The sequence below is a fragment of the Blastococcus saxobsidens genome (assembly GCF_002938435.1).
In the GTDB taxonomy this organism is placed as follows: Bacteria; Actinomycetota; Actinomycetes; order Mycobacteriales; family Geodermatophilaceae; genus Blastococcus; species Blastococcus saxobsidens.
The window spans coordinates 1-2888 of sequence record NZ_POQT01000075.1 but is presented as its reverse complement, the minus strand read 5'-3'; the positions used below and the strand labels follow the sequence as shown (position 1 = coordinate 2888).

The following is a 2888-nucleotide window of genomic DNA, read 5'->3' as shown; positions in this document are numbered from 1 at the left end:
CGCAGCGGCGGACGCCGACGGCGGTTGGGCAGCCGTGCCGGCCGGGCGCCCCCGCGCGCGGGCGACCGCCGCCCGCCGCGGACCCGGTCGCGCGTGGTGCTGCCGGAACGGTTCACTGCCCCGCGTCCGCCGCGTCGTCCTCCCCGGTCGTGCCCACTGCCGCGCGCAGGGCGTCGAGCACCTCCGGTCCCACCATCGACACGTCGCCGGCGCCCATCGTCATCACCAGGTCACCGGGTCGCGCGCGGACCGCCAGCGCCGGACCGGTCGCCGACCACGAGGGCTCGAACAGCACGCGGTCGGGCGGCAGGGGCACCGCGTCGGCCACCATCGCACCGGTCACGCCGGGCACCGGGTCCTCGCGGGCGCCGTAGACGTCCATCACCACGACGTCGTCGGCGAGCCCGAGCGCCGCACCGAAGCCCTCGGCGAACTCCTGGGTGCGGCTGTACAGGTGCGGCTGGAAGGCCACGACCAGGCGCCCCTCCCCCGCGACCGCGCGGGCCGCGCGCAGCTGGGCGGAGACCTCGGTGGGGTGGTGCGCGTAGTCGTCGTACACGCGGACGCCGCCGGCGACGCCCTTGAGCTCGAACCGCCGGTGCACCCCGCCGAACCGGCCCAGGCCCTCGATCAGCGCCTCGGCCGGCAGCCCCAGCTCCAGCCCCGCCAGCAGGGCGGCGGCGCTGTTGCGGGCCATGTGCTCGCCGGGCACCTGGATGCGCACCCGCCCGAGCTCGACGCCGTCGAGGACCGCCGTGAAGCTGGTGCCGTCGGCGGCGACCTGCAGGTCGGTGAGCCGCAGGTCGGCGTCCGCGGCGGTGCCGTAGGTGCGGATCCGCGCCGTCGACGGCACGGTGCGCAGCCGGGCGGCGCCCGGGTCGTCGGCGCAGACGACGACGAAGCCGGCCGGGTCCACGGTCTGGAGGAACCGGTCGAACGCGGCCTCGACCGCGGCCAGGTCGCCGTAGTTGTCGAGGTGGTCGGCCTCCACGTTGGTCACGATGGCGGCGAACGGGGACAGCAGCAGGAAGGAGCGGTCGCTCTCGTCGGCCTCGGCGACGAACACGTCGCCCTCGCCGGCGTGCGCGTTGCTGCCCGACTCGTTCAGCGTGCCGCCGATGGCGAAGGACGGGTCCACCCCGCAGGCCTGCACCGCGACGGTCAGCATCGAGGTGGTCGAGGTCTTGCCGTGCGTCCCGGCGACGGCGACGCTCCGACGGCCGGCCATGACCGCCGCCAGGGCGACGGCCCTCGGCAGCACCCGCAGACCGCGCCGGCGCGCCGCCACCAGCTCGGGGTTGTCGTCCCGGATGGCGGTGGAGACCACGACGGTGTCGGCCTCGCCGACGTGCGCGCCGTCGTGACCGGTCTCGACGCGGGCGCCCAGCGCACGCAGCGCCAGCAGCGTGGGGCTGTCCCGGCGGTCGCTGCCCGACACGCGCACCCCTCGGGCCAGCAGGATGCGGGCGATCCCGCTCATGCCGGCGCCGCCGACGCCGATGAAGTGCACCGCGCCCAGCTCGGGCAGGGTCGGTACCGGGCCGCTCCAGGCGGCGACGTCGTCAGCACTCATTGCTCGACTCCGGACTCGTTCCGCTCCTCGCTCGTTCCTCGCTGCGATGCTCGCTCACCCGTCGTTCTCGCGGTGCTCACCGCTGGCCACCTCGCAGACGATGTCGGCCAGCCGCTCGTCGGCGTCCGGCACGCCGGCCGCCGCGGCGTGGCGGGCCAGCCCGGCGAGCGCCTGGGGGTCGGTCAGCAGAGGGAGGAGGTTACCGGTGATCCACTCGGCATCGAGGGCCGCGTCCTCCACGAGGAGCCCGCCGCCGGCCTCGATCACCGGCAGCGCGTTGCGGCGCTGCTCGCCGTTGCCGATGGGCAGCGGCACGAAGGCCGCGGGCAGACCGACGGCGGAGAGCTCGGCCACGGTCACCGCGCCGGACCGGCACAGGGCCAGGTCGGCCGCGGCGTAGGCCAGGTCCATCCGCTCCAGGTAGTCGACGACGACGTAGGGCGCCCGGCCGGCCGGACGGTCGGGTACCACGACACCGGTGTTCTTGGGGCCGCGGGCGTGCAGCACCTGGACGCCGGCGTCGGTGAGCGCGTCGGCGGCGGCGACGGCCGCCCGGTTGAGCGTGGCCGCGCCCTGCGAGCCGCCGAACACCAGCAGCGTGGGCCGGTCGGTGTCCAGGCCGAACTCCGCCCGGGCCTCCGCACGCACCGCAGCGCGGTCCAGCGCGGAGATGCTGCGGCGCAGCGGCATGCCGACGTGCTCACCGCGGTGCAGCGGGGTGCCGGGCGCGGTGACGGCCACGCGGGCGGCGATGCGGGCGCCGATCCGGTTGGCCAGCCCCGGGAGCGCGTTCTGCTCGTGCACGACGATCGGCACCTTCGACCTGCGCGCGGCCAGGTACGCCGGCAGCGCGACGTAGCCGCCGAAGCCGACGACGACGTCGGCCTCGAGCTCGTCCAGCAGGGCGCGCGTCTCGCTCACCGAACGGCGCACCCGGCCGGGGACGCGCAGCAGGTCGGGGGTGGGCGTGCGCGGGAGCGGCACCGGCGGGATCAGGCGCAGGTCGTAGCCGCGGGCGGGCACCAGCCTGGTCTCCATGCCGCGGGCCGTGCCCAGGCAGGTGATCCGCAGGTCGGCGCCACCGCGGCGGCGCAGGGCGTCGGCGAGGGCGAGCATCGGCTCGATGTGCCCGCCGGTCCCGCCGCCGGCGAGGACGACCGAGCGCAGGTCGCTCATCGGTCGTCCCGGGGACGGCGGCGCGGCTCGGGCTCCCGGCGCAGGGGTGCACCGGTCCGCGGGGAGGCGGTCCGCGGGGCGCGGTCGGGGCGTGCAGCGCGGTCGACGTCGCTGGCCGGGGTCGACGGGCTCCCCGACG

Annotated in this window: 2 protein-coding genes; both read right to left on the bottom strand. The window is 76.9% G+C overall.

Annotated elements, in window-relative coordinates; all coding sequences use genetic code 11:
- Window positions 1-112 precede the first annotated feature (112 nt).
- Window positions 113-1573 (bottom strand): UDP-N-acetylmuramate--L-alanine ligase, encoded by a 1461-nt coding sequence (gene murC, locus C5507_RS21925; protein WP_104530594.1) that lies wholly within the window; start codon window positions 1571-1573, stop codon window positions 113-115.
- Between the two features lie 54 nt (window positions 1574-1627).
- A complete protein-coding gene (gene murG, locus C5507_RS21920) occupies window positions 1628-2749 on the bottom strand; it encodes an undecaprenyldiphospho-muramoylpentapeptide beta-N-acetylglucosaminyltransferase (RefSeq protein WP_104530593.1) in 1122 nt (373 codons plus the stop codon).
- Window positions 2750-2888: the final 139 nt, after the last annotated feature.

What these genes read in the sequence shown, in the direction of transcription:
- murC (WP_104530594.1), bottom strand. Translation starts at nt 1,573, where the DNA reads ATGAGTGCTGACGACGTCGCCGCCTGGAGCGGCCCGGTACCGACCCTG.
- murG (WP_104530593.1), bottom strand. Translation starts at nt 2,749, where the DNA reads ATGAGCGACCTGCGCTCGGTCGTCCTCGCCGGCGGCGGGACCGGCGGG.